Annotated in this window: 33 protein-coding genes and 1 tRNA gene; 19 read left to right on the top strand and 15 right to left on the bottom strand. The window is 67.6% G+C overall.

Going from position 1 to position 26,090, the window contains the following annotated elements; genetic code table 11:
- Positions 1-29: 29 nt before the first annotated feature.
- Positions 30-587, top strand: coding sequence for a helix-turn-helix domain-containing protein (locus ACFTSF_RS13555; RefSeq protein WP_380154116.1), 558 nt, complete (start codon positions 30-32; stop codon positions 585-587).
- On the opposite strand, the gene ACFTSF_RS13550 is transcribed toward ACFTSF_RS13555, so the two are convergent.
- The gene (locus ACFTSF_RS13550) at positions 554-2,053 is read right to left on the bottom strand and encodes an FAD-dependent monooxygenase (protein WP_380154115.1); all 1,500 of its coding nucleotides are present in this window, start codon (positions 2,051-2,053) and stop codon (positions 554-556) included. The genes ACFTSF_RS13555 and ACFTSF_RS13550 overlap by 34 nt on opposite strands.
- Positions 2,054-2,122: 69 nt before the next feature.
- On the bottom strand, positions 2,123-2,731 hold the full coding sequence (locus tag ACFTSF_RS13545) for a TetR/AcrR family transcriptional regulator (protein ID WP_380154114.1): 609 nt from the start codon (positions 2,729-2,731) through the stop codon (positions 2,123-2,125).
- A gap of 103 nt (positions 2,732-2,834) precedes the next feature.
- Here ACFTSF_RS13545 and ACFTSF_RS13540 point away from each other — a divergent pair, with 103 nt between their 5' ends.
- Positions 2,835-4,037: a TerC family protein gene (locus tag ACFTSF_RS13540; protein WP_380154113.1), complete on the top strand. Its 1,203-nt coding sequence runs from the start codon at positions 2,835-2,837 to the stop codon at positions 4,035-4,037.
- 121 nt (positions 4,038-4,158) lie between these two features.
- Positions 4,159-4,956, top strand: coding sequence for a TrmH family RNA methyltransferase (locus ACFTSF_RS13535; RefSeq protein ID WP_380154112.1), 798 nt, complete (start codon positions 4,159-4,161; stop codon positions 4,954-4,956).
- Position 4,957: 1 nt separating this feature from the next.
- Here the strand turns inward: ACFTSF_RS13535 and ACFTSF_RS13530 are convergent, their stop codons facing one another.
- Positions 4,958-5,752 carry a class I SAM-dependent methyltransferase gene (locus tag ACFTSF_RS13530; protein WP_380154111.1) on the bottom strand — a complete coding sequence of 265 codons (795 nt, stop codon included), beginning with the start codon at positions 5,750-5,752 and terminating at the stop codon, positions 4,958-4,960.
- 124 nt (positions 5,753-5,876) lie between these two features.
- On the opposite strand from ACFTSF_RS13530, the gene ACFTSF_RS13525 reads away from it, so the two are divergent.
- The 3 genes from ACFTSF_RS13525 to ACFTSF_RS13515 all read left to right on the top strand — a co-directional run bounded on the left by ACFTSF_RS13525 (position 5,877) and on the right by ACFTSF_RS13515 (position 7,816).
- Positions 5,877-6,698 (top strand): alpha/beta hydrolase family protein, encoded by an 822-nt coding sequence (locus tag ACFTSF_RS13525; protein WP_380154110.1) that lies wholly within the window; start codon positions 5,877-5,879, stop codon positions 6,696-6,698.
- Positions 6,699-6,776: 78 nt separating this feature from the next.
- Positions 6,777-7,073: a putative quinol monooxygenase gene (locus ACFTSF_RS13520; protein ID WP_380154109.1), complete on the top strand. Its 297-nt coding sequence runs from the start codon at positions 6,777-6,779 to the stop codon at positions 7,071-7,073.
- On the top strand, positions 7,070-7,816 hold the full coding sequence (locus ACFTSF_RS13515) for an isocitrate lyase/phosphoenolpyruvate mutase family protein (RefSeq protein ID WP_380154108.1): 747 nt from the start codon (positions 7,070-7,072) through the stop codon (positions 7,814-7,816). The genes ACFTSF_RS13520 and ACFTSF_RS13515 overlap by 4 nt, the downstream gene beginning before the upstream one ends.
- Here ACFTSF_RS13515 and ACFTSF_RS13510 read toward each other — a convergent pair.
- On the bottom strand, positions 7,781-9,163 hold the full coding sequence (locus ACFTSF_RS13510) for an AlkA N-terminal domain-containing protein (protein ID WP_380154107.1): 1,383 nt from the start codon (positions 9,161-9,163) through the stop codon (positions 7,781-7,783). The two genes, ACFTSF_RS13515 and ACFTSF_RS13510, sit on opposite strands and share 36 nt — an antisense overlap.
- 211 nt (positions 9,164-9,374) lie before the next feature.
- Here ACFTSF_RS13510 and ACFTSF_RS13505 point away from each other — a divergent pair, with 211 nt between their 5' ends.
- Genes ACFTSF_RS13505 through ACFTSF_RS13495 form a run of 3 tightly spaced genes read left to right on the top strand, consistent with a single transcriptional unit; the run spans position 9,375 to position 11,423 of the window.
- Positions 9,375-9,920: an AAA family ATPase gene (locus ACFTSF_RS13505; protein WP_380154106.1), complete on the top strand. Its 546-nt coding sequence runs from the start codon at positions 9,375-9,377 to the stop codon at positions 9,918-9,920.
- 46 nt (positions 9,921-9,966) lie between these two features.
- A complete protein-coding gene (locus ACFTSF_RS13500; protein ID WP_380154105.1) occupies positions 9,967-10,650 on the top strand; it encodes an RraA family protein in 684 nt (227 codons plus the stop codon).
- A complete protein-coding gene (locus ACFTSF_RS13495; protein WP_380154104.1) occupies positions 10,647-11,423 on the top strand; it encodes an aldo/keto reductase in 777 nt (258 codons plus the stop codon). The genes ACFTSF_RS13500 and ACFTSF_RS13495 overlap by 4 nt, the downstream gene beginning before the upstream one ends.
- Here ACFTSF_RS13495 and ACFTSF_RS13490 read toward each other — a convergent pair whose 3' ends face one another.
- Positions 11,424-12,305 (bottom strand): LLM class flavin-dependent oxidoreductase, encoded by an 882-nt coding sequence (locus ACFTSF_RS13490; RefSeq protein ID WP_380154103.1) that lies wholly within the window; start codon positions 12,303-12,305, stop codon positions 11,424-11,426.
- Between the two features lie 77 nt (positions 12,306-12,382).
- On the opposite strand from ACFTSF_RS13490, the gene ACFTSF_RS13485 reads away from it, so the two are divergent.
- Together ACFTSF_RS13485 and ACFTSF_RS13480 are read left to right on the top strand one after the other, a co-directional pair.
- Positions 12,383-12,808 (top strand): MarR family winged helix-turn-helix transcriptional regulator, encoded by a 426-nt coding sequence (locus ACFTSF_RS13485; RefSeq protein WP_380154102.1) that lies wholly within the window; start codon positions 12,383-12,385, stop codon positions 12,806-12,808.
- Positions 12,809-12,811: 3 nt separating this feature from the next.
- Positions 12,812-13,474 (top strand): alpha/beta fold hydrolase, encoded by a 663-nt coding sequence (locus ACFTSF_RS13480; protein WP_380154101.1) that lies wholly within the window; start codon positions 12,812-12,814, stop codon positions 13,472-13,474.
- Here ACFTSF_RS13480 and ACFTSF_RS13475 read toward each other — a convergent pair.
- The 3 genes from ACFTSF_RS13475 to ACFTSF_RS13465 are packed head-to-tail and all read right to left on the bottom strand — an operon-like array spanning position 13,458 to position 15,485.
- Positions 13,458-13,763 (bottom strand): putative quinol monooxygenase, encoded by a 306-nt coding sequence (locus ACFTSF_RS13475; protein ID WP_380154100.1) that lies wholly within the window; start codon positions 13,761-13,763, stop codon positions 13,458-13,460. The genes ACFTSF_RS13480 and ACFTSF_RS13475 overlap by 17 nt on opposite strands.
- A 53-nt stretch (positions 13,764-13,816) precedes the next feature.
- Positions 13,817-14,338 (bottom strand): YciI family protein, encoded by a 522-nt coding sequence (locus tag ACFTSF_RS13470; protein WP_380154099.1) that lies wholly within the window; start codon positions 14,336-14,338, stop codon positions 13,817-13,819.
- A gap of 22 nt (positions 14,339-14,360) precedes the next feature.
- Positions 14,361-15,485 carry a hypothetical protein gene (locus ACFTSF_RS13465; RefSeq protein WP_380154098.1) on the bottom strand — a complete coding sequence of 375 codons (1,125 nt, stop codon included), beginning with the start codon at positions 15,483-15,485 and terminating at the stop codon, positions 14,361-14,363.
- A gap of 79 nt (positions 15,486-15,564) precedes the next feature.
- On the opposite strand from ACFTSF_RS13465, the gene ACFTSF_RS13460 reads away from it, so the two are divergent.
- Positions 15,565-15,993, top strand: a complete 429-nt coding sequence (locus ACFTSF_RS13460; protein WP_380154097.1) for a GNAT family N-acetyltransferase — start codon at positions 15,565-15,567, stop codon at positions 15,991-15,993.
- Here the strand turns inward: ACFTSF_RS13460 and ACFTSF_RS13455 are convergent.
- Positions 15,974-16,768, bottom strand: a complete 795-nt coding sequence (locus ACFTSF_RS13455; RefSeq protein WP_380154096.1) for an LLM class flavin-dependent oxidoreductase — start codon at positions 16,766-16,768, stop codon at positions 15,974-15,976. The two genes, ACFTSF_RS13460 and ACFTSF_RS13455, sit on opposite strands and share 20 nt — an antisense overlap.
- Positions 16,769-16,837: 69 nt before the next feature.
- On the opposite strand from ACFTSF_RS13455, the gene ACFTSF_RS13450 reads away from it, so the two are divergent.
- Entirely contained in the window at positions 16,838-17,350 is a 513-nt protein-coding gene (locus tag ACFTSF_RS13450) for a DinB family protein (protein ID WP_380154095.1), read from the top strand.
- Positions 17,351-17,353: 3 nt separating this feature from the next.
- Here the strand turns inward: ACFTSF_RS13450 and ACFTSF_RS13445 are convergent, their stop codons facing one another.
- On the bottom strand, positions 17,354-18,091 hold the full coding sequence (locus ACFTSF_RS13445) for a phytanoyl-CoA dioxygenase family protein (protein WP_380154094.1): 738 nt from the start codon (positions 18,089-18,091) through the stop codon (positions 17,354-17,356).
- Between the two features lie 133 nt (positions 18,092-18,224).
- On the opposite strand from ACFTSF_RS13445, the gene ACFTSF_RS13440 reads away from it, so the two are divergent.
- Positions 18,225-19,109, top strand: coding sequence for a hypothetical protein (locus ACFTSF_RS13440; RefSeq protein ID WP_380154093.1), 885 nt, complete (start codon positions 18,225-18,227; stop codon positions 19,107-19,109).
- 3 nt (positions 19,110-19,112) lie between these two features.
- Here the strand turns inward: ACFTSF_RS13440 and ACFTSF_RS13435 are convergent, their stop codons facing one another.
- From ACFTSF_RS13435 to ACFTSF_RS13425, 3 genes are all read right to left on the bottom strand, one after another.
- Entirely contained in the window at positions 19,113-19,796 is a 684-nt protein-coding gene (locus ACFTSF_RS13435) for a hypothetical protein (RefSeq protein WP_380154092.1), read from the bottom strand.
- A 129-nt stretch (positions 19,797-19,925) separates the two neighbouring features.
- Positions 19,926-20,402, bottom strand: a complete 477-nt coding sequence (locus tag ACFTSF_RS13430; protein WP_380154091.1) for a GNAT family N-acetyltransferase — start codon at positions 20,400-20,402, stop codon at positions 19,926-19,928.
- Positions 20,403-20,563: 161 nt separating this feature from the next.
- Positions 20,564-20,646: transfer RNA gene (locus ACFTSF_RS13425), tRNA-Tyr, on the bottom strand.
- An 82-nt stretch (positions 20,647-20,728) separates the two neighbouring features.
- Here ACFTSF_RS13425 and ACFTSF_RS13420 point away from each other — a divergent pair.
- A complete protein-coding gene (locus ACFTSF_RS13420) occupies positions 20,729-21,220 on the top strand; it encodes a YajQ family cyclic di-GMP-binding protein (protein WP_344144399.1) in 492 nt (163 codons plus the stop codon).
- Here ACFTSF_RS13420 and ACFTSF_RS13415 read toward each other — a convergent pair.
- On the bottom strand, positions 21,207-21,665 hold the full coding sequence (locus ACFTSF_RS13415; RefSeq protein WP_380154090.1) for a DUF6882 domain-containing protein: 459 nt from the start codon (positions 21,663-21,665) through the stop codon (positions 21,207-21,209). The two genes, ACFTSF_RS13420 and ACFTSF_RS13415, sit on opposite strands and share 14 nt — an antisense overlap.
- A gap of 10 nt (positions 21,666-21,675) precedes the next feature.
- Between ACFTSF_RS13415 and ACFTSF_RS13410 the strand changes: the two genes are divergently transcribed.
- On the top strand, positions 21,676-22,671 hold the full coding sequence (locus tag ACFTSF_RS13410; protein WP_380154089.1) for a phosphotransferase enzyme family protein: 996 nt from the start codon (positions 21,676-21,678) through the stop codon (positions 22,669-22,671).
- A gap of 144 nt (positions 22,672-22,815) precedes the next feature.
- On the opposite strand, the gene ACFTSF_RS13405 is transcribed toward ACFTSF_RS13410, so the two are convergent.
- On the bottom strand, positions 22,816-23,535 hold the full coding sequence (locus ACFTSF_RS13405; protein ID WP_380154088.1) for a hypothetical protein: 720 nt from the start codon (positions 23,533-23,535) through the stop codon (positions 22,816-22,818).
- A 101-nt stretch (positions 23,536-23,636) separates the two neighbouring features.
- Between ACFTSF_RS13405 and ACFTSF_RS13400 the strand changes: the two genes are divergently transcribed.
- Genes ACFTSF_RS13400 through ACFTSF_RS13390 form a run of 3 tightly spaced genes read left to right on the top strand, consistent with a single transcriptional unit; the run spans position 23,637 to position 26,087 of the window.
- Positions 23,637-24,638 carry an NADP-dependent oxidoreductase gene (locus tag ACFTSF_RS13400; protein ID WP_380154087.1) on the top strand — a complete coding sequence of 334 codons (1,002 nt, stop codon included), beginning with the start codon at positions 23,637-23,639 and terminating at the stop codon, positions 24,636-24,638.
- The gene (locus ACFTSF_RS13395) at positions 24,635-25,477 is read left to right on the top strand and encodes an alpha/beta fold hydrolase (RefSeq protein ID WP_380154086.1); all 843 of its coding nucleotides are present in this window, start codon (positions 24,635-24,637) and stop codon (positions 25,475-25,477) included. The genes ACFTSF_RS13400 and ACFTSF_RS13395 overlap by 4 nt, the downstream gene beginning before the upstream one ends.
- 19 nt (positions 25,478-25,496) lie before the next feature.
- A complete protein-coding gene (locus ACFTSF_RS13390) occupies positions 25,497-26,087 on the top strand; it encodes a TetR/AcrR family transcriptional regulator (protein WP_380154085.1) in 591 nt (196 codons plus the stop codon).
- Positions 26,088-26,090: the final 3 nt, after the last annotated feature.

The raw sequence follows: 26,090 nt of genomic DNA, 5'->3' as shown, positions 1-26,090 counted from the left end.
TAGCCACAACTGTCGCTATAGTGGCAACCGTGAATCTCTCCGACTCGCTCGCCGCGACCGTGCACGCCGCCCGGATCGCCCAGGATCTCTCCGTGAACGCGCTCGCCGAGCGCTCCGGCGTCTCCCGCGCGATGATCGGCAAGATCGAGCGCGGCGAGGCCCAGCCGACCGCGGTCCTGCTCGGCCGGCTCTCGGGCGCCCTCGGGATGACCCTGTCCGAGCTGGTCGCTCGTGCCGAACACACCGGCGACCTCCTGCGCCGCGCGGCGGACCAGCCGGTGTGGACCGACCCGGTCACCGGCTACCGCCGCCGGGCCCTGTCACCGGTGACCGAAGGACCACTCGAGTTGGTCGAGGTCGAGCTGCCGCCCGGGGCCTCGGTCTCCTATCCGGCCGACGCGTACATCTTCAAAAGCCAGCAGCTGTGGATCCTCGAGGGCCGGTTGGAGTTCCACGAAGGACAGGAGGTACACCAGCTGAACCAGGGCGATTGCCTCCAGCTAGGCGCACCATCCCCCACTACCTTCCACAATCCGACCGACACCTCCTGTCGTTACGTCGTTGCGCTGGTCAAGTCGCGCACCTGAAACCACTTGCTCAGAGCAGCCTGCAGTCCTTCAGTTTGGTGGGCGTCATCCGCAGCCCACGCGACATATCCGTCCGGCCTGATCAGCATCGCGATCTGCCGCTCACCACTACCGGTTACCACGTCGACCTCGTCAGTCGCCTGTGACTTGTACGGCGAACCTTCGAGCAGATCAAGCAGGACCGGCCGACCCGAGCGCAGGATCTCGGCCAGGCGAACACCGTCAACGGTCAGGTCGGGGACTGATCGGCCGATCAGCGGGTGCGGTCCGTCGAAGTACCGGATGTCCGCGCCGGAGATCAGATCCGCGACATGCTGGACGACCGCGGGCTCAGCGAGCAGCTCGGCGAACACCTGCCGCAGCGCGGTGACATCGGGGCCGGGGGCAATCAATGCGGACTGTGCCTGGGTCTGCATGACCACTCGCTCACCGGCTGGACGGCGTTCCGATTCATACGTGTCGAGCAGACCTTCCGGCGCTCGGCCTTGGACCTCGGCGGCCAACTTCCAGCCCAGGTTGAGGACATCCTGCAGCCCGAGATTCAGTCCCGGACCGCCCATCGCCGAATGCACGTGGGCCGCGTCGCCGACCAGGATCACTCGGCCGACCCGGAACCGGTCGGCGATTCGCGTGTTGCCGCCGACAGTTCGCCGTACAAAGGGAGTCTCCTGCGTCAGCGGGAGATGGACGCCGAGGACGCGGTCGACGCTCGCCTGGAGTTCCTCGAACGTCATCTCCCCTTCCCCGGAGTCATCCCACTCGCCGGTGCTCACCAGCGCGGGGCGACCCGGGAACGGCGCGTAGACGAACAGGCCGTGATCCGAGCGATGATGCATGTACGGCGGCACGTCGCCGTACCCGGGAATCCGCAGTACGCCGGCCTGCTCATCGAAGTACTCGGAGGGGACGGAGGCGTGGCCGGTCCGGGAGACCATGGCGTCGTTGGTCACGCCGACGAAATCGATCCCGGCGAGTTTGCGGGTGCGGCTGCGACCGCCGTCGGCGCCGACGAGGAACTTGGCGCGAAGCGTGTACGGGCCGTCCGGACCGGTGACCCCGACGGTGACGCCATCGGCGTCCTGGGTGAAGTCGGCCAGCTCGTGGCCGCGGCGCAGCTCGGCGCCGAGCTCCAGCGCGCGCTCCTCGAGGACTGCTTCGATCTTCGGTTGCGGCGACGGCAGGATGTAGATCGGGTTGTCCTCGATCAGCTGCAGGGGCAGACGCATCGCGGCGAAGATGTACTCCGGACGCGGGGTCGGACCGCCTGGTTCGGCGCCGAGAGGTTCGGCGAGACCGCGGCGGTCGAGGGCGCGGGCGACCTGGCCGACCAGGCCATTGGCGCGCTGTTCGTTGCTGCGTTCGGCGAGGCGTTCGAGCACGATCGGGCGGACTCCGGCGAGCCTCAGCTCGGCGGCGAGGAGCAGGCCGTTCGGTCCGGCTCCGGCGATGACGACATCGGCATCCATGGCGGTTCTCCTTTGCGAAGGCAGGACTCAGCACCCCGGCTGCCGGCCAGGGTCTTGGTGGTTGGAGATTTAGGAGGGTTCGGGCAGACCGGCGGTGATCCGGTCCAGGACCTCGTTGAACAGCTCGAACATCGACCGCGGCGGATCGGCGCGCAGCCACTCGTGCGTCGCGGTCAGTTGGGCGGCGCCGACGACCTCGGCGACCAGCCGTGGATAGACGCCGGTCGCTCCGGTCCGCTCGGACACGATCACGATCAGCTCTTCGGTGACGGCAGCCTGGGCACCGGCCATCGCGCCTTGGAGCGCAGGCTCGGCGACCATCAACCGAACACCCGCCAGCCAGGATTCGTCCGGTAGTTGCAGACCGCCATGCCCCTCTTCCCCGAGCGTGAAGGCGGCGGCGACCGCGGCGCGAATCGCCTCCCACAAGGGCTCGTCGGCCGGTCGCCCCCGGAGCGCTTCGTTGACCGCGTGGCCGCGATCGACCTGGCGCGCCGCGATCGCCTCGGCCTTGCTGTTGAAGTAGTTGCGGAAGGTCCGCAACGAGACCCCGGCTTCAGCGGCGATGTCCTCGATCCGGACATTGGCGTAGCCGCGCTCGACGACCAGCCGGACCGCCGCCCAACTCAGCGCGATCCGGGTCTCGCGCTTCTTCCGCTCCCGCAGTCCCTCGGTCATGGCATCGACTCTACACAAACTTGCCCTTTAGGCAAAGATGCCTTTTCGGCAACTTTCTAACACTTGGCTTCTGCGGCGCTGCCGCCGTGATTGGCTGGGGCCCATGACGCTGGTCTGGGTACTGACCTTGCTCGGGATCATCGGGCTGCTGCTGTTCGACTACTTCTTCCACGTCCGATCCGCGCACGTGCCGACCGTGCGCGAGGCCGCGGTCTGGTCCAGTCTGTACGTCGGGATCGCGGTGCTGTTCGGGCTCGGCACGTTCATCTTCGGCGGCTCGGCGATGGGCTCGGAGTACTTCGCCGGTTACATCACCGAGAAGGCGCTGTCGGTCGACAACCTGTTCGTCTTCCTGATCATCATGACCAGCTTCCGGGTGCCCCGGGAGAACCAGCAGAAGGTACTGCTGGTCGGCATCGTCGTCTCGCTGATCGCCCGGGCCGGCTTCATCTTCCTCGGCTCGGCGCTGCTGAACACGTTCTCCTGGGTGTTCTACCTGTTCGGGATCGCGCTGCTGCTGACCGCCGGCAGCATGCTCAAACCGGAGACCGAGGAGTCACACTCGGCCCAGAACCTGGTCGTCCGGCTCGCTCGCCGGATGTTCCGGACCAGCCCCGACTTCGACGGCGACAAGCTGTTCACGGTGGTCGACGGCAAGCGGCTGATGACCCCGATGGTGCTGGTGATGGTGGCCATCGGCGGTACCGACCTGATGTTCGCGCTGGACTCGATCCCGGCGATCTTCGGTCTCACCCAGAACGTCTTCGTCGTCTTCACCGCGACCGCGTTCAGTCTGCTCGGCCTGCGGCAGCTCTACTTCCTGCTCGACGGTCTGCTGGACCGGCTGATCTACCTGTCGTTCGGGCTCGCGGTCATCCTCGCCTTCATCGGCGCCAAGCTGATCCTGCACGCCCTGCACGAGAACAACCTGCCGTTCATCAACGACGGCGAACACATCGAGGTCGGCGAGATCAGCACCGGCCTGTCGCTCGTGGTGATCCTGGTCGTGCTCGTGCTCACCATCCTCGCGTCGCTGCTCAGCACGCGCGGCCGGACCCAGACTGCGATGGCCCACATCCGTCGCGACGCAACGGCGTACCTGGACGAGGAGTACACCGACGACCCGGGCGAGCGCGAACGCATCTTCCTCCGCCTGCTCCGCGCCCGCGACCACATCGTCGCCCTAGGCCCCAAAGCCCGCCAGCAAGTCAAGAACGAGCCGGAGTTGTTGGCCCTCTGCCACCAAGTCTCCGAAACCCACGCCACCCTCCACGCCGGCCACACCAAGGGCTACATCCAGCCGTAGCGAACGACACGTAGTAGGGACCTACGTATAGCCAACTGCACGCCTGGGCTTTGCGGCCCGGGGACCGATTCGGCGACTACCACGTGTCCTTACCGACAACGTGCGCGCCTAGGGTAGGCGGATGCAGCGGATCTCGACGCGGAACGCCCGGTTCCAGGTGTGGCAGTCGTACTTGGGTAACCGGAACAAGCGGCAGCGGGCCGGGGAGTTCCTCGTGCACGGGGTGCGGCCGATCTCGCTCGCGGTCGACCACGGGTGGCCGATCCGGGCGGTGATCCACGATGCCGCGCGGCCGCTGTCGACGTGGGCTCGCGAGCTGCTAGGTCGACTCCCGGGTGTGGAGCGCATTGCGATGGAACCTGCGCTGCTGGCTGAGCTTGCGGAGAAGGACGAGCCCGAGCTCATCGCCGTCGTGGAGATGCCGGCCGACGACCTCGACCGGATCCCGGTCGGCCCCGGCTTCCTCGGGGTCGTCTTCGACCGGCCCACCGGCCCCGGCAACATCGGCTCGATCATCCGCTCCGCCGATGCCTTCGGCGCGTCCGGCGTGATCGTCACCGGCCACGCAGCCGACATCTACGACCCGAAGGCGGTCCGCGCGACCACGGGCTCGTTGTTCGCCGTACCGGCGGTCCGAGTCCCATCGCACCGCGAGGTGATCGACTGGGTACGACGTACTGACATCCCGATCGTGGTCGCGGGGACCGACGAGTCGGGCACCGTCGATGTCTTCAACTTCGATTTCACCCAGCCCGCATTGGTGCTGATCGGCAACGAGACCAACGGGTTGAGCTCCGCGTGGAAGGAAGCGGCGGACGTGTTGGTGCGGATCCCGATCACCGGCGCGGCCAGTTCGCTCAACGCGGCCAACGCGGCGACCGCCGTACTGTATGAGGTTTCCCGCCAGCGTTCGTTGTGAGTCAGGCGGTGCAGAGGATCTCGCCGTGCAGGATGGAGATCCAGCCGTCGGGCCTGGTCGCCCAGGTTCGCCACGCGGCCGAGATCTTTTCGAGCGTGGCCTCCGGTACGCCGGCCAGTCGGGCCTGATCGGCCATCGCCGACTGCAGGATGCGGTCGGCCCACATCCCGCCCCAGAACGCGCGACCGTCGGAATCGGCGAAGGTCCAGTTGCTCGCCGACGAGTCGACCTTCTCGAACCCGGCCTCGAGCGCCCACGACAGCAACTGCCGACCTGCGTCCGGCTCACCACCGTTGGCGCGGGCCATCCGCTGGTAGAGCGCCATCCACTCATCGAGCTCGGGGAGCGTCGGGTACCAGGCGAAGGCGCGATAGTCCGAGTCGCGGGCGGCGACGATCCCGCCTGGTTTGCAGACTCGGTGCATCTCGCGGAGCGCCTGCACCGGATCCGCGACGTGCTGCAACACCTGGTGCGCATGGACGACGTCGTACGTGTCATCGGGGATATCAAGTTTGTGGACATCGCCGACGACGAACTCGATCTCGATGTCCAGCTCGGCAAAGGTCGCGCGGGTGATGTCCAAGGCTTTGGAGGTCGCCTCGAGCGCGGTCGTCCGACCGGGTTCGACCAGGCGGGCGAGGTCGGCGGTGATGGTGCCGGGGCCGGCGCCGATGTCGAGCAGCGACATGCCGGGGCGCAGGTGCGGGAGGAGGTAGCCGGCCGAGTTCTCCGCGGTCCGCCAGCTGTGCGAACGCAGTACGGACTCGTGGTGGCCGTGCGTGTACACGTTATTCATCCCAGGCTCCTTTGCCCTCGGCGACACGCCTCACGGTAGCCCAAGATCTTGCTTCATGAGACATATCGTCTCGCATAGCGATACCCACTAGTTGCCTGGAGCAAATGCTTCTATCCCTGATGCCATGGTTGATCTCTCGTACGACGACGCGCTGCCGCTGCACGCGGACGTCGAGGTCCTGGGTGAGCGCGACGGCGTGGTCGTGGCCCGATGCCGTTACGACAACGCCGAGGGCTCACCGGTCGAGGGCTTTCTGGCCTTTCCGTCGGGCGCACTGCTGGCCGGCGACGAGGTGGCCGGAGTGATCTACCAGCACTCCACCGGCGGCAAGGAGGGGTTCCTGCCGGAGGCGATCCAGGTCGCCGAGGCCGGCGGGATCGCGCTGTCGCTGGCGATCGCCGACACCGGCGACTCGGTCCGCAACCTGCGCGAGTCGATCCTCGCGATCCGGCGCGGCGCCGACCTGCTCACGTCGTACGGCGTCGATCGGTTGGGCTGTGTCGGGCACTCGATGGGCGCGATGATGGCCGGCACGGTGAGCGGGATCGACCGGCGGTTCCGGTGCTTCGTGTTCGACTCGGGGCTGTCCGGGATGAGCATCTTCTACCGCGACACCGCGCACCCGGAGACCAAGCGGGTGCGGGAATCGATGACACCGGAAGAGTACGAACCACTGCTGGCGTTGATGGAACCGTACGACTGCGGGAACTTCGTCGGCGACGCGGCACCGGCTGCGCTGCTGTTCCAGTCGGCGTGGTTCGATCCGAACGTGAGCCGGGCGCATTGCGAGGCGTTCTTCGCGGCGGGGAGTGAGCCGAAGGAATTCCGGTGGTACGACACCGGGCATGTGATCAACGAGGTGGCGGCGTACAGCGACCGTGCGCGGTTCCTCGCCCAGTGGCTGGACCTGCCGGGGCTGCCGGATCGGCTGCGCTCACGTACTTGACCGAATATGGCCAGACTCTGAGGTGGGTGGCGGGCGAATCTTGAAGGGCTTCGAACAGACCTTTCAGGAGGAACTTTCATGTTGGCCAAGGTGTTTCCCATCCAGCTCAAGCCCGGTAGCCAGGCGCTCGCCGAGGAGATCGTGCGCTCGTTTGCGCCGCTCGGGCCCGGGGTTGAGGAGGGCACGCTGTCGTTCCGGGTCTACCGGCACCCGGCGAACCCGGACTACCTGCTGTTCGTCGAGCACTTCGCGAACCAGGCGGCGTACGACGCCCACACCGGATCGGCGGCGTACAAGGATCTGATCGCGGGCCGGTTCGCGGATCTGATCGTCGAGTTCATCGAGCACGACCACGAACTGCTGGTGAGCCTGTGACCACGCAGGCTGAGCAGGCCCGGCGGCTTCGGGCACTGCACGCGCAGCCGCCGCTCGTCCTGCCGAACGCGTGGGACGCCGGGTCGGCTCGTGCGATCGAGACGGCCGGGGCTTCGGCGATCGCCACCACGAGCGCCGGGGTCGCCTGGTCGCTCGGGGTGTCCGACGGTGGTGGGCTGTCGATGGCCGCAGCAGTTGGTGCGATCCGGGCGATCGTCGCTGCGGTCTCGGTGCCGGTCACGGTCGACATCGAGGCCGGGTACGGCGATGTGTCGGCGGCTGTGACCGCCGTACTGGAGGCGGGCGCTGTCGGCGTCAACCTCGAGGACAGCACCGGCGGCGTCCTCGACGAACCGTCCGTCCACGCTTCTCGCATTCGCGCGGCCCGCGCGGCTGCCGTTGCCTTCGGCATCGATCTGGTGATCAACGCGCGAACCGACACCTACATGTTCGGCGACGGCACCGGAACGATGGACCGTGCTGCTTTGTACGCCGAGGCCGGTGCCGACGTGCTCTTCGTACCAGCCGTCGTCGACGCACCGACCATCCGCACCCTGGCCGCCCACTCGCCGCTGCCGCTCAACGTGATGGCCGGCCCGGGCGCACCATCAGTCCCCGCGCTCGTCGAACTCGGCGTCACGCGGATCAGCGTCGGCCCAGCCATCACCGCTCGCGCCTACGCGTTGGCCACCGCCGCCGCAACCGAACTACTCAAGACCGGCACCTACGACACTTTGGCCTAGGTGGAAAGCAGCCAGAGACCTCCAAGGGCTGAGATGTCCGGCATCGCCCTCAAGCGGCCAGGCATCTCGCCCGCCAAGGCGCATCACCACCAACTGCGCCGCCCGCCGGCTCACCCCATCCACCTGCTCCAACCGCCGCCCCAACTCCTCCGGACTCCTACACTCCAGCTCAAGGTTGCCCTCAGCAACCTCTCGCGCCAACCCCGCCACCGGCTCCACCCCACGCAACGCCTCCGCCCCCGGAAACAAATGCGTCAACCCAAACCCCAACCCCGGCACCGCAATCCCGTACACCTCAACAATCTTCCGCAACACCTCATCCGCATCCCCCACGCCCCGCACCACTTCCCCCGACACCTCGTGTGCGCGGCCCGGCTCCCGCCGTACGGCTCCCTGATCTCGCGGCCCACCCACCTCGTCGGGTGCTGGCGGGTTGCGGACGATCGCCTGTACGGCTGCCTCGAACGGGCCCCAAGCCCCCGGCACGCGGATCCCGGGCCGTGCGGCAACCAGCGGACCGATCTCGGGGTCGGTGCTGAGGAACTGCCGTGCTGTGCTTGTGTCCGTCTCGAGACCGACCAGGCGCGCGGCGCGGTCGACCACGTGGATGACGCCCTCCCAGAACGGCAGATGGGCCTGCAGCAGGAGGTGATCCGGCCCGCCCGGCCCGATCTCCAGCAGGCCCGGTTCGCCGTCCAGCGTGATGGTGCGCCGATAGGTCCCGTCCTCGACCGACTCCACCCCGGGAATCGCGTTGGCCTTGAGGAACGCGCTCATCGCCTCCCAGTCGTACGGCGTGGTGAACGGCAACCGCAGTACCAGCCCGCCGTCCGCCGTCAACCGATCCGTCTTCCGCCGACGATCCCGCAGCTCCTTCGGTGAGGCCCGGAAGACCTCCCGCATCGCCCGGTTGAACTGCCGCAGACTCCCGAACCCGGACGCGAACGCCACCTCCGCGATCCCCAAATCACTGTCATCCAGCAACCGCCGCGCGAAATGCGCCCGCCGTGACCGCGCGAACTGATCCGGCGTCACCCCCAGATGCTCATGGAACATCCGTCGCAGATGCCGCGCCGACACCCCGATCCGCGCCGCCAGCGCCGCCTCTCCCGCAGCATCCAGCACTCCCGCGATGATCAGCTGCACCGCCCGGCAGACCAGCTCCGGCGCCTCGTCCGCTACGGTCCCCGCCACCCGATACGGCCGGCACCGTAAACACGCCCGGAACCCCGCCGCCTCCGCCGCAGCCGCCAACTCGAACGTCTGCACGTTCTCCGCCAGCGGCTTCGCCCCGCACCCCGGCCGGCAATAGATCCCCGTAGTCCGAACCGCCGAATACGTGGTCACGCCGTCACCCCCAATCCCAAGCCCTCCCCGTCATGCCCCAAACGCTAACCACCCCCACCGACACTTTCCGTCCCATCACCCGACCGACAGGACGTATAGACCTACCGCCCCGCTCAGCGCCCCCGCCGCGAGCATCAAATCGGCGTATACGTCCTGTCGTTGCGCGGATTTTCGGTTGGCGGGTCGCGGCCGAGATGGCTAGGGTTCGGCGGTGGACTCGAAGCCGCTGGTCGTCGTCGTAAGTGGTCCACCGGGGACCGGCAAGACGACGTTGGCGCACCGGGTGGCGGGTGCGATCGGATGCCCGGCGATCTGCCGGGACGAGATCAAGGAGGGGATGGCCCACGCCACCCCGGGATTCGTCGCCGGACCGGGCGATCCGCTCACGATGCGGACGCTGTCGACGTTCTTCGATGTGATCGGTCTGCTCGTCGGCCGCGGTACGACGATCGTCGCCGAGGCCGCGTTCCAGGACCGCATCTGGTCCCCCGGCCTGAGCCCTTTGCTCGGCCAAGCCGACCTTCGCATTCTGCATTGCACGGTCCCCGCCGAGATCGCCCTCGACCGCATCACCGCGCGAACCGAGACCGACCCGCGGCGTGCCGCACACGAGGACGCGCAGATCACCGCGGATGCACGGCTGCGGACCCACAACGCCTTCCAGGCCGTAGATCTGCCGGTTCCGTGCCTCACCGTCGACACCTCGGTCGAGGACTACAACCCGTCGTTCCGCGAGATCCTGCAGTTTCTGTCCTAGGGACCTATTACTGTCGTCGGTGACGCGATCGAAGAGGGGTCTGGGGATGCTGAAACGGTTCGACGAACTCACCACCGCACACGTGGCAGACGCCTGTCTCCGCGCAGGTGTTCCGGTTCGGACAGTGTCGCTCACCTCCGTGGTCGGCGACCGCATTGCCGGGCGAGCACTACCGGCTCAGCATGTGGGCAGCGTCGACATCTTCCTGGAGGCGTTCGAGGACGCCGCCGATGGCGATGTGCTCGTGGTCGACAACAGGGGGCGCCGCGACGAAGCGTGTGTCGGTGACATGGTCGCCCGCGAGGCACAGATCGCCGGTCTGAGTGGGATCGTGATCTGGGGTCTGCACCGCGATACCGTTGATATACAGCAGATCGGGCTACCGGTGTTCAGTCTCGGCGCACTGCCGACCGGTCCACTTCGACTCGACCCGCTCCCGGCCGATGCGTTGCTCACGGCAACTATTGGCGAGTGGACAGTGACCCGCGACGACCTCGTGCTCGGTGACGAGGACGGCGTGCTTTTCGTCCCAGCGGACCGGATCGACGAACTGTTCGACCTGGCCGAGTCCATCCGCGACACCGAGCGCAAACAGGCCGCCGAGATCCGGTCCGGCCGTTCGTTGCGCGAGCAGGTCAGATTCAAGGAGTACCTGACGGCCCGGGCGGCCGATCCGTCGCTGACGTTCCGTCAGCACCTGCGTGCGGTCAAGGGAGCGGTCGAAGAGTGAGCACCTGGAAGCTCGGTGACTACACCGTACGGCGGATCGGGTTCGGCGCAATGCGGCTCGATGCGGCCTCCGGCGTCGCCGTACTGCGTCGTGCCGTCGAGCTCGGAGTAGACCACTTCGACACTGCGGCGTTCTACGGACCTGCGAATGAGCTGATCCGCGAGGCGCTTTCGCCGTACCCGCCGGAGCTGTTGATTTCGACGAAAGTCGGCCCGGGGAACGACCCCGACCGCGGTTTCTACCAGGCGACCACAGCCGCCGAGCTTCGCGCGCAGGTCGAGGACGACCTGCGCGCTCTCGGCGTCGATTCGCTCGGCCTGGTCAACCTCCGCGTCTCCGACGACAGCGGTCCGCTCGCCGACCGCTTCGCCGTACTGGCTGCCATGCGCGACGAGGGCCTGATCCAGCACCTCGGCATCTCCAATGTGCGCGCCGACCACCTGCACGAGGCGCTCGCGATCGCGCCGGTCGTCTGCGTGCAGAACAGCTACTCGGTCGACGTCCGCACCGACGACCCGCTCGTCGACCTGTGTGCCGCTGAAGGCATCGCCTATGTGCCGTTCTCCTCGATGGTCGGGGCGCCGACCGCCGCGGTCCAAGCGGTCGCCGACGCCCAAGGGGTCAGCCCGCAGCAGGTCCGGCTCGCCTGGACTCTGCAGCGCGCGCCCAACATCCTCGCGATCCCGGGTACCGGCAAGATCCCGCACCTGGAGCAGAACGTCGCAGCCGGCGACATCCAGCTGACCGCGCAGGAGCTCGCCGTACTCGGCTGATCAGCTACCGACGGCGGCGCGGACGGCTGGGGCGACCTCGTTGCTCCACCGAGCGAGCTGGACGTCGAACGGCTCGGCTCCGCGCGGGAACAGCGTGAAGCCGCCGGCGCCGTGCTCGAGGATCGCGCCGGTGAGTTCCTCGACCCACTGGTCGCTGGAACCGCCGATCCAGACACCGTCCTCGCCGCGAGTACGACGTACTGGTGAGCTGGTGAGTTCGCCGGGGAAGTTGTAGATCGTGGCGATGTCGGCGGGCTTGCGGCCGACCGCCAGCGCGGCCTCGTCGATGATCGGGCGGGCCGAGCGGTACCCCTCGCTCAGCCAGTCGGCCGCGTGACCGGGGATCCAGCCGTCGGCCTGACGGCCGGTCGCGGCCAGCGACTTCGGCCCCTTCGAACCGGTCCAGATCAGCGGCGCGGCGACCGCAGCGGGCTGGAGATCGCCGATCGGGTAGTGCTTCGTGGGCTGCGGACTCCCGCCGTCGGACAGGCCGCGGACGAGCTGCATTGCCTCCTCGAACGCCTGCACCGCAGCCGCTGGGCGGAGCTCCGGCACGGCCATTGTGGTGATCGCGTTCCACGCTCCGCCGGCCCCGAGCCCCAGGATGAATCGGCCCTCCGACAACGCCGCGAGCGAGGTCGCCGTCCGCGCCAGCACCGGCGCCGGGCGCAACGGCAGGTTGGTGACGTTGACGAACGCCGACAGCCGCGTCGTACGGCCGAGCAGTACGCCGATCGCCGCGTACGCGTCGAGCAGGTCGGCGACGTACGGGTGATCCGACACGCTGACGTGATCGAGCCCGTCCCGATCGGCCTGGTCGGCCAGTCGCAGCGCGCTGCTGACGTCGCGAATCCCCGCCGGTGAGCCATATCCGAACCACATGATGAGCCTCCTGATTTAGTTCGTAGGCCTAAATAGTAGCCCTACGAAGTATCAGGTGTCCGGACTACACTGGTTCGATGGCGACGACGACGGCGCGCGACACCGAGCTGAGCAGTGCTCTCATCCAGGTCATGCACCTGCTCCAGGACCTGTACGCCGAGACCAGCCGCCCGCTCGGTCTCACCCCGCAGCAGGCGCACCTGCTCTGCATCCTGCTGATGGGTCCGCAAGGCATGACCGACCTCAGCCGCATCCTCAGCATCGAACGCTCGACCCTCACCAACATGGTCGACCGCCTGGAACGCCGTACCCTCGTCGCGCGCACCGCCCACCCCACCGACCGCCGAGCCTGCGAGATCCACCTGACCGACGCCGGCGAGACCTTGGCCCACCAGGCCCACGAGGCGATCACCGCCCGCATCACCGAGCGCACCGCGCATCTCCCGGCCGCGACCCGGGCAGAGTTCTGCGCCACGCTCAAATCCCTCCTCACCAACGCCTGACCGATGCGCTCGGTCGAGCACGCAGGCGCCCGAGTCGCGTACCAGGTCACCGGCGATGGACCGACGCTCGTCCTGGTCAAGAACAACCGCCGGCCGCGTGAGTTCCCCGCCGCGAACTGGCTCGCCGACCGATTCCGCATCCTCGAGATCCACCCCGTCGGTTTCGGCGCGAGCGACCGACCGACGACGTACGACTTCGGCTCGATCGGTGATCAGGTGCTGACCGTCCTCGACCACGAGGGCCTGGATCGCTTTGCAGTGTGGGGGTTTTCGCAGACCGCAGCCATGGCCGCGATCGTCGCGCGCAGCACGCCCCGTGCCCACGCACTCGTGATGGGCGGCCTGCCACCGATCGGTTTCCCGACCGACGGCGAGATGCGCCGCCTCGAGCGTGAACCGCGATTGCCGCGTCCACCGCTCGAGTTCTGGCGCGCCTATCGATCCTTCGACTGGCACCACGAACTCAGGATCTTCGCCGGCCCGAAGGTCGCCTACATCGGCACGGCCGATCGATCGATCCGCCCGGTACGGCGGCTCCGGCCGGTGCTGGAGGGGATCGGGTTCACGTACCTGGAGTTCGAAGGTCTCGACCACGCTGGTTCCGCGCTGAGCACCGACAGTCCCGAGGCTCGACATCTGGCCGAGTCGGTCAGTTCGTTGCTCTGAAGGGTGGGCCGGAGGCGGAAACCTCGTGCAGGAAGACGTTCTGGGACTCGATTGTGGCGGTTGTCGGGTCGGGGGATGGGGCGATGGCTCGCCAGGTGTTGAGGGTTTCCTCGGAGTCCCAGTACTCGAAGATGTTCACGCGACCCGGATCGATCGGGTCGGGCGAGATCGAGCAGTCGAGGCAGCCCGGGTAGGCACGCGCCGCGCGGACGATCACTTGATGCGCGGCGACGTTCTGGTCTCTTGCTGCCGGGTCCACCCACACACTGCCGGCCACGATGACTGTCATCGCTGTCTCCTTCCGTCACCCCACCGACGGACGGGGAACGCGGAAACAGACAGCTAGCGGCGGCCGCCGAAAGTCCAGGGGTGGACGTGGGCGAGATCGGCTTGGGCGAGAGCGGCGGCTGCTTCGGCGTCCGGGGCTTCGAGCAGTACGGCGCGGCCGAGGTGCGCGTCGGAGTCGAGGGCCACGAGGTCGCCGTACATGATGATGTGCGGCGAGGTGAGCGAGCGCGGGGCGTCGTCGGTGTGGACGAGGTAGCGCTCGTAGCCGTCGACCGCGTTCGCGAAGTCCCACATCGTGCCGCTGGTGTGGGACTCGAAGCGAGTGATGAGGACGGATTCGAAGACACCGTCGCGGTAGTAGGGCTCGTCGTACGCGAACGTCTTCACCGCTTCGAACGTCGGCAGGTCGATGATGTGCAGGCTGCCGGTGGTGCCCTCGCCGTCCGGTGTGAGGGTGGGTCCGCGGGCGATCAGCTCGTCGGCGTACCCATCCATGAACGCCCAGTGCTCCGGCGTCAGGCGCTCTTTGAGCTCACCTGCTCCGGCCCGATCCCGTCCGTACACGAAGTACTTCACGGGATCGGACCCTAGCAACCGATCAGGCCGTCGTTGCGGCGAGATGCAGGCGCAGGATGGTGTCGTAGTCGAGCACCTCGACACCCTCGGCCGCCTTCAGTTGCACGGCGTCGACGACGTCCTGCGAGCCGATCACCACGAGCTTGCGCGGCGACGTGATCTCCACGCCGTACTTCGTGTTCGCGAACGCACGGTTGTCCGCATCGTCGAAGTACGCGGTGACACGCGCGAGCTGGTCCACGCCGGCCGCGAGCGTCGTCGTACGGCGGTGCTTCTTGGCCCCATCAGCCAGCGGAAGCCGCAGGTCACCAACGACATGCGACCCGTCGGCCCGCTCCAGAATGAAGTCGGGCGTCAGGGCGGCCTCGTCGCCGCTCTGCCACTCCAGGTGCGGCTGGCGGATCAGCTTGGTCGCGTCGAACGCCGTCAGCAGGAAGTCCTCGTTGGCGCTCAGGAATTGGTCGACCGTCGACTTCGGCACGTCGTGCGCGAGGTAGGTGCTCGCGAAGACCGCGCCCTGCAGGTCGGCGCCGTCGTCGGCCCGCGGCACGCTGAGCGTCCCGATCGGGTCGGTGTGCGGCGCGGCGGCGGCGAAGTTGCGCAGGAAGTCGAGGTACTTCTCCGCGGGCTCCGAGCGGTGGATCGCCAGCGCGAAGAACACCCAGTGCGCCCGCAGCGCGGACCCGGCCGAGTGCACGAGCAGCGTCCGGTCGAAGGTCGAGTAGTTGCCCGGCGCGAACTTCAGCAGGTCGTCGCCCGGCCCGGAGAACTCCTGGCCGATCATCGCCCGCACACCCGGGAACCGCGCCTCGAGCTCACGCCGCCCGTCATGCGTCGCCACCGTCGCGTCCTTGAACAGGTTCTCGCCCGGCAGCGTCACCACGGCCGAGCCCTCGCCGCTGACCCCGAAGTACTCCTCGACGCTCGCGACCTTCTGCCGCCGCACCTCGAGACTGCGGTACTCCCGGCTGATGCCGACCAGCTCCACGATGTTCCAGTCCGGCGTCTCCGTCAGGACCAGCATCCGCGGATACAGCAGCGGACCGGCCAGCTCCCGCCGGTGGCTCACCGGCAGATGCCCGCTGATCTCCCGGAGGTGCTCCCCCCAGAACTGCGCGTTCACCTTCACGAACTCAGTCGGCTTCATCCCATCCCTCTCACACTTGTGCTCACCAACGCCAACCCTGCCCCGCCCGGCCGGTATTCCCAACCCTAGAGTTCGTCCCATGATCCCCTGGCGCCTCCGCCCCGCCACCCCGGCGGATGTCGAACTGCTCGCCGAGCTGCGCGCCGTCGTACTGCGTGCAGATCTTGAGCGCCTTGGCCGGTACGACGAGCGCCGCGTCCGTCAGCGCTTCCGTGACGGGTTCGACCCGTCTCACACGTGGGTCATCGAGGCATACGGCGAGTTCGCCGGCTCGATCGCCCTCCGCCCCGCCGACGACGGTCCGTGGCTGGAGCACTTCTACCTGCACCCCTCGATGCAGGGCCGCGGCCTGGGGAGCGCCGTACTGCAGCACGTCCTCGACTCACACGACGGTCTGGTGCGCCTCAACGTCCTCCAAGGCAGCCCCGCCCGCCGCCTCTATGAACGCTATGGCTTCATCGTCGACTCCGAGGACCCGGTCGACGTCTTCATGACCCGGAAGGTCTAGGCGGGCCGGCCGCGATGCGCTCGCGGACCTGCTGCATCCGCTCGGCGGAGTGATGCGGCATCTCCCAGCGCGTCTCGAGCCACCAGGTCGCCCCTGCCTCGGCCCAGGGCTGCACGGCGGTCGCATCCTGCGACTCGCCCTCGGCGATGACATCCATCTCGCGCTCCCCCAGCCAAGCCTTGAGCCGCGCCAGCTCCGCGGGTGTGTCCTGCCCCGGCGCGAACTGCGGCAGTACGCCGTCACAACGCAGCACGCGCCGCATCGACTTCGGCCGCGGCCAGGCTCCGACGACCCAGATCGGAATCCGCTCCTGCACCGGCCGCCCCACCTGGGCCAGGTCATCACGCTCGCAGCTGTACTCGTAGTACTGACCCTGGTAGTTGATCCCGCCGGCCCACAGCTCCCGGATCAGGTCGATCCCCTCATCTAGCATCGCCGCCCGTGTCCGCAGCTCCAACTCCTCACCCGTCCGCGGCAGATCCGTCTCGATCGCCCCCAGACCCACGGCCAGCGTCGCCCGCCCACCGGACACCTGGTCCAGCGTCACCACCTGGCTGGCCACCTTCCACGGCCGTCGCCAAGGCAGTGGCGTCAGCATCGTCCCCAACCGGATCCGCTCCGTCCGCGCCGCCACCGCACACAGCAGCCCCCACGGATCCACGCCGTACGCCGCCTCCCAAACAAACACGCCGTCCCACCCGGCCCGCTCAGCCAGCACAGCCTGATCCAACTGCTCACCAGCAGTCCCACCGGGCAAGATGAATCCGCATCTCATCCACCCGTTTTAACCCACCCCACCGACACTTTCCTGCGGCCTCCTGGTGACCGCCCTAAACTCGCGACCATGAGCACCTTTGAGCGCCCCGAACCCCCGCTCGCAGCAGGCGAGACCGAGTCGCTCATCGGCTTCCTGGAGTACCACCGCGCGACCTTCGCCTGGAAGTGCGCCGGCCTGGACGCAGCCGGTCTACAGGCGACCGTGGGCGCCTCGTCGATGACTCTGGGCGGCCTGCTCAAGCACCTCGCCTACTACGAGGACCATTGGTTCTCTCGCCGCATGCAAGGCAACAAGCGGCACCCGCAATGGGCCGGTCTCAACCCCGAAGAGGTCTGGACCGTCCACGAGACTCCCGAGGCCCTCCACGCTCTGTGGGAGGCCGCAGTCGCCCGATCCCGCGCGTTGCTGACCGAGACCCTGGCGAACGGCGGTCTGGACCAATCCGCCCGCCGTAGCCTGCCCGGCGGTGAGGTGCCCAGCGTCCGCTGGATCGTCCTGCACATGATCGAGGAGTACGCCCGCCACAACGGCCACGCCGACTTCCTCCGCGAATCCATCGACGGCACCGTAGGCGAGTAGCGCTCAGTCCTTCCGCCACATCATCCGGCTCCGCATCATCCGCGGCGTCTCCCGCGCATTAGGCGCAATCGAGTGCAGCACCCACGGATGCGTGATGTAGACGTCCCCGGCGTTCCCAGTCAGCTCAACCACGCGCACCGGAATCCCGTCCACCTCCGCCTCCCTGGTGGGGTCGATGTCCCGATCCGCACGAGTCAACTGCCGAAACCACTCGTGAGATCCCAGCACCGCATCCCGCACAGTGGTGAAGTCCCGCTCGGCGGTCCCCTGTAGGTACCGCTCGATCACCCGATGCGACCCCACAACCTGCGGCGTCCCACCACCCCCAGCCTCGATGTCGCCTAGCAGCGCCCAAACCTTCACTCCCGCCGGCACATCGTCGTACCCCACATCTGTGTGCCACTGCCGATGCGGTACCGCCCACTCGTCCCCGGTAGGCATGGTCACCAACACCTGCCCCTGATGCGGTGGCTCAACCCACTCCCCCAGCAACTGATCCAGCACACCCCGCAACACCGGACCAAGAATCGCGTTGGCCGCCGGATCCTTCCGACTGACCTTCAGCCCGGTGGGCCTGTGCGGCTCCCAGGTACTGCGGTCGTCCGGGCGCATCCCGTACAGCGCACCCAACTCACGCCACACGCCGTCCCGCACCCGAGCCGCATCCTCAGCCCCGAATGCCTGCGGTAGCTGCAATATCCCGTCCCGCGCAAACTCCTCCAGCTGGTCTTCGCTCACCATCTCCCCATGCTGAGCGCCCGCCGTACCGGCTCGCCACCGAGTTTCTCCGCTGGTGAGATCAGAGTGAAAGACCGGTGACACAGCAGCCACCTAGCGTCTGAGCACAGACTCAAACACCTGGGGGATCACTGTGTTGAGATTGATCAGTCGCGTCTTCTTGCTGCTCGCAGCAGCACTACTCCTCTTCAGCGGCACGCTGCTGCCGGCATCAGCCGCCCCACCCATCGGAGGCGCAACGGACGCCGGACGGATCGGCGCCCCGCCCAAGGAGTTCACCCCGCCACCCAGGCCGAACACCCCGGCCACGCGCAGCGCCCTCGCCCGGACAGAGGTGCGCAAGTTCACCTTCGACGTACAGCCCTATCGCTACTGGTACGCCTGGGCCTACTGCCCAGCCGGCATGGTCGCCACCGGCGGCGGCGCATACGCCGAATGGGACGGCGGCCCCGAACTCAAAGCCACCCGCGCCCTGGACGCCGGCGCCGGCTGGCGAGTCACCGTGGCCAACTACACCAACACCGTCCGCTCCGTCACGATGCAGGTCATCTGCTACAGCGGCCTCAGCAACTACAACATCCGTACGGCAACCATTCTGGCCCACCCGAACGCGATCGCGGCGGGCGGCGCCCAGTGCACGTCCGGCCAGGTCATCGGCGGCGGCGCCTGGGCCGACACCGACAACACCACCCTCGTCCGCCTCCAGCCCCTCCAAGCCGAGAACCGCTACTGGACCGCACTCCGCAACAACGACGCCGTCACCCGCACCCTGACCGTCCAATCCATCTGCGCCGACGGCCTCGGCTACCTCACCTACGACTGGTCCCCCGCCACCTCCGTCTTCCCAGGCGGCCGCCTCTACATCTCCGCAGGCTGCCCGGACGGCAAAACGATCCTCAGCGGCGGCGCCATCGGCACCCTCATCCACGCCGACGTCCTCAGCAACCGCTGGTACGCCACCCTCCGCAACGACCAACCCGACTTCCAAACCCTCTACGCCACCATCCTCTGCGGCACCTAAGCCTTAAGCCGCCTCAGGAGCCGGCGACCCCTGCGCCGGTAAGGCCGGCGCAGGCCGCGCCGCGCGCAGCACCCCGACAACGGCGCCGATGAGCCACAACCCGAAGGCCACAGACGCCATACCCCCACTCCAGAACCCAGCCAGGCACAACGCGACAACGACGTACGACACCCACACAGCCCACGTCGGCAGCACCCCCGCCTGCCGCGCAACCCGCGTCGTCACCGCAACCAGCACACCGCACCCAACCAGCCCAGTGAGCGCCAGAACCTGCCCTCCCATGCCAACCGCCCGCACGGTGTCCGCATCGGCGGTGAACTCGTCCGACCACGCCGCAAACGCACTCCCCACATCAAGCGAGACCCCAGTAATCATCAGCCCACCAAACATCGCCACAGCCGGCACGACCACATGCACCAGCGGGTCCCCGCCAGACAACCGATCCAGCACCAGCCGCAACCCACTGGCAAACCACAGCAGCAGCCCAACCCCCGCAGCAAGCACCGGCACCCCCACACCAGCAGCAGCCTGCCGCCCACCATCGTTAAGCCGCTCCAGAATGGCCGCATCCGACATCCCCGCGTCGTCAACCCCAACCAGCGAGCACAACGCCACCCCCACAACCAGCAACCCGACCGAAGCAGCCCCCGCCCACCCCGCCCGCCGAAGAGCCCCTGACCCGTCCATACCGCCTCCCACCCCACGACCACGCACCAAACCCGCCCCGCGCCACCAAGCAACCCCTAGCCCGAGCATGCATCCGCCCCCAGCCACCAGCAAGGGCCGCGACGGATCTCATTCCGGTCTCGACCTGCATCAGCGCCGTTCCAACGAGAAGGCGCTGAGGTCTTTCTCGAACAACGCCCCACTCGGCCGGCCTGGCACATCACAGGTTCTGACGTGCATGTAGCCGTGCGCTCGGTAGTAGCCATGCAGACGCGTATTGGTGCTCCAGCAGTTCAGCCGGAGCCAGCGCATGCCTTCCTGGCGGGCCCGACCTTCGACGGCACCGAGTAAGGCTGTGCCGTAGCCACGTCCGTGTTCTGTGACAAAGAACCGGCTGATGTACGTCTGAGCTTCAGCCAGCTCCTCCGGAGTCCAGAAGTCAGCTTCTGGGGCGATGATGGCCAGCATGGCGACCACCTGGCCGCCGACCTGCCACCCGACGAACTCGTGGGCGTCGAAGTCCCGGTCGATGTTGGCATGGACCTGAGCCACGTCGAGACCACCGCGGTACTGGTCAGTGCCCTTCGTCGCCAGCCACTCCCCCGCGTCGTCCCGGACCCTGTGCACGAGCGGCCGATGGGACTCATCGAGCGTTATGAGCATCAGGCGTCCAGTTCATTCATGCCGTCGACGCGGCCGGGGCCCTCCGCGCCCGTCCGCCAACGGCCGGACAGACGAAGACAGCCCCTGACCTGCATTGCTGCAGGTCAGGGGCTGTTTAGCGCCTGTGGCGGGTGCAGGGTTCGAACCTGCGTAGGCATAAGCCGACAGATTTACAGTCTGCTCCCTTTGGCCACTCGGGCAACCCGCCAGGGTGCTGCCGGTTCGTGAACCGGCGTGGGAGACGATACAACAGTAGGTGCCCCTCACAGCAAATCGGAAAGGAAGTGCCCATGGCTTCGGAGTCCTCCTTCGACATCGTGAACAAGGTCGATCAGCAGGAGGTGGACAACGCCGTGAACCAGGCGGCGAAGGAGATCAGCCAGCGGTTCGACTTCAAGAACGTGGATGCGGGCATCAAGCTGTCCGGCGAGGCGATCGACATGCAGGCGAACACCGAGGAGCGCTGCAACGCCGTTCTCGACGTCCTCAAGGACAAGCTGGTCAAGCGGCAGATCTCACTGAAGGGGCTCGAGGCCGACGAGCCCAAGCTGTCCGGGAAGATCTACAAGATCAACGCCTCGATCAGCGCCGGGATCACGCAGGAGAACGCGAAGAAGCTGTCGAAGCTGATTCGGGACGAGGGGCCCAAGGGCGTGAAGGCGCAGATCCAGGGCGAGGAGTTGCGGGTCTCCAGCAAGAGCCGGGACGATCTGCAGGCCGTGCAGGCGCTGATCAAGGGGCAGGACCTGGACTTCGCGGTGCAGTTCGTCAACTACCGGTGAGGTCTTGCAGGAGGAAGTGCAGGACGACGTCGCCTGACTGATCGGTCCAGAGCGCGGTGGCGTCCAGTACGGCGGCAGACACCACCCGGGCCTCCTTCACCAGACCCGGGTGGTTGTTGAACGAGGGCCAGGGGAGCACGGGGTACCCGTGCGCCTCGCCGTACTGGCGGACCTTCGGCATGTCTCCGACCGAGGCCGGCGGGAGTGAGTCGTTCGCCCAGGACCACAGCCAGGTGGACTCGGCCAGGCTGACTGTGCCGATCAGCGTCAGCCGGGCGGTGCGGAACGCCTGGCCGCCGCGGGACCACGTGATGGTGGCCTGCTCCAGGTCCCAGTCGTACTGGACGTCGTCACCGAGCTGTTCGACCAGCTGCTCCTGTCGCGCCGCGGCCCGGGTGGTCGCCTCCTGGACGATGCGATCCCACTCCTGGTGATCATGTTCCATCCGCCGGATCATGCCAGCCGACAGGTCCGAAAAGACCTCGCCGCGGGCCGGTACGGCGGGCATGCTGGGCGGCGTGGGTGACACGTTGCTGCGGCGGTGGCTGTACGACGACTTCGGGCTGGATGTGGTGGAACTCTCACCCGTCGGTCACGGGGCCGACCTGGCCGCACAGGTCTGGAGGGCCAGTACGGCGACCAATGCGTACGCCGTGAAGTGGAGTGGAGCCGGGACCAACACCGGCCACCAGGTGGCGGCGTACCTGGGTGACTGTGGGCTGCCCGGCGTACCGGAGGTCGTGCGGACGGTGGAGGGTGGGTTGTGGACCTTCCACGGGCAGAAGAAGCGGCTGACGGTGACGCCGTGGATCGAGGGGGCGCGGGCGGCTGAGGTTGGGCTGACGGGTGCGGAGTGGGCCGAGTACGGCGCTCTACTGCGGCGGGTGCATGACGCGGAGCCGCCGGTGCGGCTGCGGGATGCGTTACCGAAGCGGAGTCACATCGACGCTCGGGTCCCGGCGGCGGCCGCGGAGGTGCGGGAGCGGCTCGCGCAGGCGCCTCAGGACGAGGTGGAGGCGGCGCTGGGTGCTCTGTGGGAGGAGCACGCGGAGACGATCGACGTACTGCTGGGCGGCGATCCGCCGGCGCCTGAGGGGCCGCGGGTGGTCTGCCATGGTGATCCGCACCTGGGGAACGTGCTGGTCGCGAAGGACGGCGTACACCTGATCGACTGGGACGACGTGATCCTGGCGCCGCGGGAGCAGGACCTGATGTTCATGCTCGGCGGGATGGGCGATGTCGGGCCTACCTCACCTGAGCAGCTCGAGGCGTTCCTGAGCGGCTACGGACCGCACGCGATCGACGACGAGGCGGTGAAGTACTACCGGCATGTCCGTGCGCGCGAGGACGTCGTCCTGTGGTCGCACCAGGCCCTCACCGGCCCCGACCGCGAAGACTGCCTCCGCATCACCCAAGGCATCCTCACCGAGGGCCTGGCCGCTCAGTCGTAGCCGCCCGGGACCAGGTAGCAGTACACAATCGCCATGGAGCGTCGGTAAGGACACGTAGTGGTGTGGTGGGGCGGTGGTTGTTGCGCTCACAAGCGAGCTTGGCGGGGGCGAAACCGGCACTACTACGTGTTCTTCGCGACGGGGTTAGGCGTGGCGGACCCAGATGTTGGGTTCGGTGTAGGTGCCGGTGTTGGTGGAGCGGTCTATGTGGAGGACGGAGAGGCCGGCGGGGATTACGTAGGGGCCGGTGGCGGGGAAGGACATCTTGGTCCAGGTTTCCCAGTCGGCTACCGAGGCGGTGATGGTTTGGGAGGTGGGGGCGGGGGTGAGGATGGTGGCGCCTAGGCGGGTGTGGGTGCGGAGCCAGGGGTCCAGGGGGAGGCCGTCGGGGCGGGTCCAGGTGGCGTAGGCCTCGATGGGGGTTAGTGGGTAGCGGGGTTTCCAGGTGGGGCGTAGGGGGGCTATGACCTGCCCCAGCCCTGCCGCAACGGCTCGATCGCGGACTGCGGTGATGAGGGCGGCGGCGGTGCCGCGGAAGTCGGGGAGTACGGCGGCGGCCATCAGGACGAAGGTGTTCGGTACGACGCCTGTCTCGTACGACGTCACCGACCGCGCGAGCGAGTCGGTGTAGCCGCCGGGGAGGTCGTCGACCGTTCCGTCCCAGGCGAGCGGGACGCCCCAGCAACCGGCGGCCAGGTGGTCGTCGGCGGTGAAGTAGAACTCCCATTCGGGGAAGTACTCGGTACGACGCGAGCTCCATTGCGACGACGCGGCGTCGTGGAAGATGAATTCGGGCCAGCCTTCGGCGAACCGCACCTCGGCCTCTGAGTCGTACTGCGGAGCGTCCGCCGCGGGGATCAACACACCGGGCACGCTAACCGGCGGCCTTCAGCGGCGGCCAGCGCATTTTCTTGACAAGAATTCTGAGTAGACTCATTATTGAGAGCACTCAGAGAGTAGGTGTCATGCGAGCATTCGTGGTCAGCAAGTACCAGGGGCCGGTGCAGGAAGCGGAGGTGCCGGAGCCTGTCGTCGGGGAGCGCGACGTACTGGTCGAGGTGCGGGCGGCCGGGCTCAACGTGCTGGACGAGAAGATCCGGGCGGGTGAGTTCCGGCAGATCCTGCGGTACGAGCTGCCGCTGATCCTCGGTCACGACGTGGCCGGGACGGTGATCAGCACGGGCACGCAGGTTCACGCCTTCGCGCCAGGCGACGAGGTCTACGCGCGACCCAGCAGGATCGGGACGTTCGCGGAGCGCATTGCCGTCGCCGAGGACGACCTCGCGCTCAAACCGGCCTCGATCAGTTTCGAGGAAGCGGCGTCGCTACCACTGGTCGGCTTGACCGCCTGGCAGGCGCTGGTCGAGCGGGCCGATCTGCAACCAGGGCAACGGGTTCTCATCCACGCCGGCGCCGGTGGAGTCGGGACGATCGCGATCCAGCTCGCCAAGCATCTGGGCGCCACGGTGGCTACGACGGCCGATGCGGGCGACGCCGACTTCGTCCGGGAGCTCGGCGCGGACCACGTCATCGACTACCGCAGCCAGGACTTCGAACAACTCCTCACCGGGTACGACGTCGTACTGGACAGCCTCGGCGGCGAGAACCTCGCGAAGTCCCTGCGTGTACTGCGTCCTGGTGGCAAGGCGATCGGGATTGCGGGGCCGCCCGACCCGGCGTTCGGTCGCGAACTCGGCGCGAGTCCCGTGCTGCGGCTGGCGATGACCGCCCTCAGCAGCAGCATTCGCCGCCAAGCGCGCCACCGAGGCGTGACCTACGAATTCCTCTTCATGCGCGCCAGCGGCGAGCAATTGCGCCAGATCACGACGCTCGTCGACCAAGGGGCAATGCGCCCGGTCGTCCGCCGAGTCGTCGGCTTCGATCAGACCGTCGAGGCGCTGCAGTCGCTGGGCAAGGAAGGCAAGACCGTCATCACCAGAACAACAGAAACCGGAGAAGCAGCATGAACGTCATCACGGCCTACAAGGACGCGCCCACCCAAACAGTCGACGCCAAAGGCGTCACCTACGCCTATCGCGAACTGGGGCCGAAGGGCGGCATCCCTGTCGTCTTCTTCGTCCACCTCGCCGCGAACCTGGACAACTGGGACCCGCGCATCGTCGACCCCATCGCGCAGACGAGGCACGTGATCGCCTTCGACCAGCGCGGTGTCGGGGCGTCGACCGGCAAGGTGCCGGACAGTGTGGAGGCGATGGCCGACGATGCCTACGCCTTCGTCACGGCGCTCGGCTTCGACACGATCGATGTGTTCTCGTTCTCCCTCGGCGGCATGGTCGCCCAGGCTCTCGCGATGAAGCACCCCGAGCTGATCCGCAAGCTCGTCCTGACCGGCACCGGGCCCGCAGGCGGGGCAGGTATCGACAAGATCGCCGGCGTGACGTATTACGACATCCTGCGGGCGACGTTGACGCGCTCGGATCCGAAGGAGTTCCTGTTCTTCAACCGGGACGCAGCGGGCAAGCGAGCGGCGCGCGCCTTCGTGCAAAGGCTCGAGGAGCGCACCGTGAGCCGCGACAAGCCGTTCGCACTCCCAGGGCTTCAGACGCAGCTCAAGGCGATCAAGAAGTGGGGGCGCTCAGCACCGGCCGACCTGTCGAAGATCACCCAGCCGACCCTGATCGCGAACGGCGACAACGACCGGATGGTGCCCTCGGTACTGTCCGAGGATCTGCACCGCCGGATCAAGGGCTCGGAGCTGGTCATCTACCCTGATTCCGGGCACGGCGGCATCTTCCAGTTCCACGACAAGTTCGCCCCGGTCGCCGTGGAGTTCCTCAGCCTGTGAGCACGGAAGGACGGCAAGCATGCCACCGGTCGGACGGCGCGAGCGGAACAAGCAGGAGAAGCTCGATCGCATCACCGCCGCGGCCCAGGAGCTGTTCGCCGAGCGCGGCGTCGACGAGGTGACCACCCAGGAGATCGCCGACAAGGCCGACATCGGGGCGGGCACGCTGTTCCTCTACGCCAAGTCCAAGGGCGAGCTCCTGCTCCTCGTGCAGAACTCCGGGTACGCCGAAGCGTTGGTGGAAGGTAGATCGGCGGCCGAGCGCATCCCCGACGTACTGGATGCGGTGCTCGCGATCGTCCGCCCGGTCGTGGAGTGCAACCGCAAGCAGGTCGACAACGGACGGACCTACTTGCGCGAGATCGTCTTCGGCGACCCCGAGGAACCCCACCACCGCGACGCGCTCGCCCTGACCGTGCAGACCGAAGAAGCGATCGCCGACGTGCTGCGGCGGGACGAGCGGTTCAGCGCCGACGATGCCGCAACGCTCGCGCACATCGTCTCCGCGATCATGTTCATCAGCATGGCCGCGACGATCAACCGCGCCAACCCGATCGACGACGTCGTCCAGGAGATCAGGGACCAGGTCCGCGTGCTGCTCCGCGGGTAGCTG

It is taken from the genome of Kribbella sp. NPDC056951, assembly GCF_042674205.1.
In the GTDB taxonomy this organism is placed as follows: Bacteria; Actinomycetota; Actinomycetes; order Propionibacteriales; family Kribbellaceae; genus Kribbella; species Kribbella yunnanensis.
This window is presented reverse-complemented; position numbering and strand designations above follow the sequence as displayed.

Bases quoted from the DNA above. Each gene is read 5' to 3' on its own strand.
- ACFTSF_RS13415 (WP_380154090.1), bottom strand. From the start codon at position 21,665: ATGGAACATGATCACCAGGAGTGGGATCGCATCGTCCAGGAGGCGACC.
- ACFTSF_RS13490 (WP_380154103.1), bottom strand. From the start codon at position 12,305: ATGTGGTTCGGATATGGCTCACCGGCGGGGATTCGCGACGTCAGCAGC.
- ACFTSF_RS13450 (WP_380154095.1), top strand. From the start codon at position 16,838: ATGAGCACCTTTGAGCGCCCCGAACCCCCGCTCGCAGCAGGCGAGACC.
- ACFTSF_RS13455 (WP_380154096.1), bottom strand. From the start codon at position 16,768: ATGAGATGCGGATTCATCTTGCCCGGTGGGACTGCTGGTGAGCAGTTG.
- ACFTSF_RS13480 (WP_380154101.1), top strand. From the start codon at position 12,812: ATGCGCTCGGTCGAGCACGCAGGCGCCCGAGTCGCGTACCAGGTCACC.
- ACFTSF_RS13540 (WP_380154113.1), top strand. From the start codon at position 2,835: ATGACGCTGGTCTGGGTACTGACCTTGCTCGGGATCATCGGGCTGCTG.
- ACFTSF_RS13395 (WP_380154086.1), top strand. From the start codon at position 24,635: ATGAACGTCATCACGGCCTACAAGGACGCGCCCACCCAAACAGTCGAC.
- ACFTSF_RS13445 (WP_380154094.1), bottom strand. From the start codon at position 18,091: ATGGTGAGCGAAGACCAGCTGGAGGAGTTTGCGCGGGACGGGATATTG.
- ACFTSF_RS13550 (WP_380154115.1), bottom strand. From the start codon at position 2,053: ATGGATGCCGATGTCGTCATCGCCGGAGCCGGACCGAACGGCCTGCTC.
- ACFTSF_RS13530 (WP_380154111.1), bottom strand. From the start codon at position 5,752: ATGAATAACGTGTACACGCACGGCCACCACGAGTCCGTACTGCGTTCG.
- ACFTSF_RS13500 (WP_380154105.1), top strand. From the start codon at position 9,967: ATGCTGAAACGGTTCGACGAACTCACCACCGCACACGTGGCAGACGCC.
- ACFTSF_RS13390 (WP_380154085.1), top strand. From the start codon at position 25,497: ATGCCACCGGTCGGACGGCGCGAGCGGAACAAGCAGGAGAAGCTCGAT.
- ACFTSF_RS13400 (WP_380154087.1), top strand. From the start codon at position 23,637: ATGCGAGCATTCGTGGTCAGCAAGTACCAGGGGCCGGTGCAGGAAGCG.
- ACFTSF_RS13420 (WP_344144399.1), top strand. From the start codon at position 20,729: ATGGCTTCGGAGTCCTCCTTCGACATCGTGAACAAGGTCGATCAGCAG.
- ACFTSF_RS13460 (WP_380154097.1), top strand. From the start codon at position 15,565: ATGATCCCCTGGCGCCTCCGCCCCGCCACCCCGGCGGATGTCGAACTG.
- ACFTSF_RS13520 (WP_380154109.1), top strand. From the start codon at position 6,777: ATGTTGGCCAAGGTGTTTCCCATCCAGCTCAAGCCCGGTAGCCAGGCG.
- ACFTSF_RS13535 (WP_380154112.1), top strand. From the start codon at position 4,159: ATGCAGCGGATCTCGACGCGGAACGCCCGGTTCCAGGTGTGGCAGTCG.
- ACFTSF_RS13435 (WP_380154092.1), bottom strand. From the start codon at position 19,796: ATGGACGGGTCAGGGGCTCTTCGGCGGGCGGGGTGGGCGGGGGCTGCT.
- ACFTSF_RS13410 (WP_380154089.1), top strand. From the start codon at position 21,676: ATGCCAGCCGACAGGTCCGAAAAGACCTCGCCGCGGGCCGGTACGGCG.
- ACFTSF_RS13525 (WP_380154110.1), top strand. From the start codon at position 5,877: ATGGTTGATCTCTCGTACGACGACGCGCTGCCGCTGCACGCGGACGTC.
- ACFTSF_RS13545 (WP_380154114.1), bottom strand. From the start codon at position 2,731: ATGACCGAGGGACTGCGGGAGCGGAAGAAGCGCGAGACCCGGATCGCG.
- ACFTSF_RS13485 (WP_380154102.1), top strand. From the start codon at position 12,383: ATGGCGACGACGACGGCGCGCGACACCGAGCTGAGCAGTGCTCTCATC.
- ACFTSF_RS13465 (WP_380154098.1), bottom strand. From the start codon at position 15,485: ATGAAGCCGACTGAGTTCGTGAAGGTGAACGCGCAGTTCTGGGGGGAG.
- ACFTSF_RS13475 (WP_380154100.1), bottom strand. From the start codon at position 13,763: ATGACAGTCATCGTGGCCGGCAGTGTGTGGGTGGACCCGGCAGCAAGA.